The organism is Pseudomonas sp. G5(2012), from assembly GCF_000408945.1.
Taxonomy (GTDB): domain Bacteria; phylum Pseudomonadota; class Gammaproteobacteria; order Pseudomonadales; family Pseudomonadaceae; genus Aquipseudomonas; species Aquipseudomonas umsongensis.
Genome location: NZ_APIO01000142.1, coordinates 1 through 1,633, shown reverse-complemented (window position 1 = coordinate 1,633; position 1,633 = coordinate 1). Strand labels below are relative to the sequence as shown.

The window sequence follows — 1,633 nt, the reverse complement described above, 5'->3', positions numbered from 1 at the left end:
GGCACCGAGTGGCGGGGGGGATTTACCAGAGCGCCAGGGTATAGCTGAGGATCAGTCGATTCTCATCCAGGTCACTGCCGAAATGGGTCGAGCGCACCGTCGCGTTGCGCCACTTCACGCCGACATTTTTCAGCGGCCCGCTCTGTACGACGTAGCCAATGTCGGTATCCCGTTCCCATTCCTTGCCTTGCGGGCGATTTGCGCCCAGATCGATGTTGTCGCCGCTGAGGTAGCGGGTCATGAAGGTCAGGCCCGGCACGCCAATGGCCGCAAAGTTGTAGTCGTAGCGCGCCTGCCAGGACTGTTCGTCCTTGCTGGCGAAGTCGCCAATCTGCACGAAGTTCACCAGGAAGGCGTCGGTGCCGTTGACGTAGGCGTAGCCGGTGTCGCCGCTCATGCCTTGATAACCCAGGCCCAACGCATGCCCACCAAGGTTATAGGTGAACATTGCGCCAATGGCGTTGTTATCGACATTGCTGCCCCCATCGTCCGTTGAACGGGCGAAGCGCAGATCCGTCTTCAACGACTGGCCGGTCGTCACTGGCAACACGTAGGTCAGGTTGACCAGGTGCTGGCTGTAGAAGTTGTCGAGGTGACCGTAGCTATAGCCGGTGGCGAGGTTGCTGGTCCATTTGTAGTTCAGGCTGGCGAAATCGAAGCGGTCGCTGTCGATGTGACGTGTGGTGATGCCTTTGGCGCCGGTTCGGGTGATGCCCATGTCCTCGTAGTCCGAGGAGTCGCGCTGATTGACCTGCGTCAGGCGCCCGGCGTCCACGGTCAGGCCTTCGAGTTCCAGCGACGTCAACTGACCGCCCTTGAAGGTTTGCGGCAACAACCGTGAATCGTTAGCCAGTACCGTCGGCAGCTTCGGCAGCAACGTACCGAGTTTCAGTGTGCTTTTGGAGGCGCGCACTTTGGCGGTCAGGCCCAGTTCGCCGTACTCGTCCTGCGCACCCTTGCTCGTGTCGCGATGGCGTTTGAGCAGGCCGGAACCTGCGCGATCAGGGCTGGAGTCGAGCTTGACGCCGACCAGTCCGATGGCATCGAAACCGACACCGATCAACCCTTCGGTGAAGCCCGATTCATAGCGCAGCAGGAAGCCTTGGGCCCATTCCTCTTGTTTGGATTGGGCGGCGTTGGCCTGACGATAATCTCGGTTGAAGTAAAAATTGCGCAGCTCCAGGCTGGCCTTGCTGTCTTTGATGAAGTCCGCATGGGCCTGGGTGGCAAGGCTGGTGCCTGCGAGGAATAGACTGAAAAGGGTAGGTTTCATGTTTGTCTCTTGTTGTTATGGGCAAGCCGATCCCGCACTGGCCGTGGCCGGTGGAGGGAAGGCTGGTTGGCGGTGCCCTGGCCGGGCGGCGCAGGGCGGGCGTAAAAAAGCGCGAAGCCAAGGGGCGCACTCGCGCTCGAGGCATTGGCCCCGGAAACACTGCAGCGTCAGTGACTGCTGGCCATGGCAGCGCCCAGGCCGGTCTGGGCGCGCACGAACTGATCGGCATAGGCCGCGCGTTCACGATCGGCACGCTCGCTGCGGTCCAGCCTGGACACCACCACTATGACCAGGAAGGCCAGGGGCATGGAGAACAGTGCCGGCTGGTCGTAGGGGAAGATCGCCTGGGCATGGCCCAGT

Annotated in this window: 1 protein-coding gene and 1 pseudogene; both read right to left on the bottom strand. The window is 61.4% G+C overall.

The features are described 5' to 3' along the window. Positions 1–22: 22 nt before the first annotated feature. Entirely contained in the window at positions 23–1,273 is a 1,251-nt protein-coding gene (locus PG5_RS29970; protein ID WP_020800833.1) for an OprD family porin, read from the bottom strand. A 167-nt stretch (positions 1,274–1,440) separates the two neighbouring features. Then, a pseudogene (locus PG5_RS29965) lies at positions 1,441–1,633 on the bottom strand (cation acetate symporter); the annotation flags it as partial.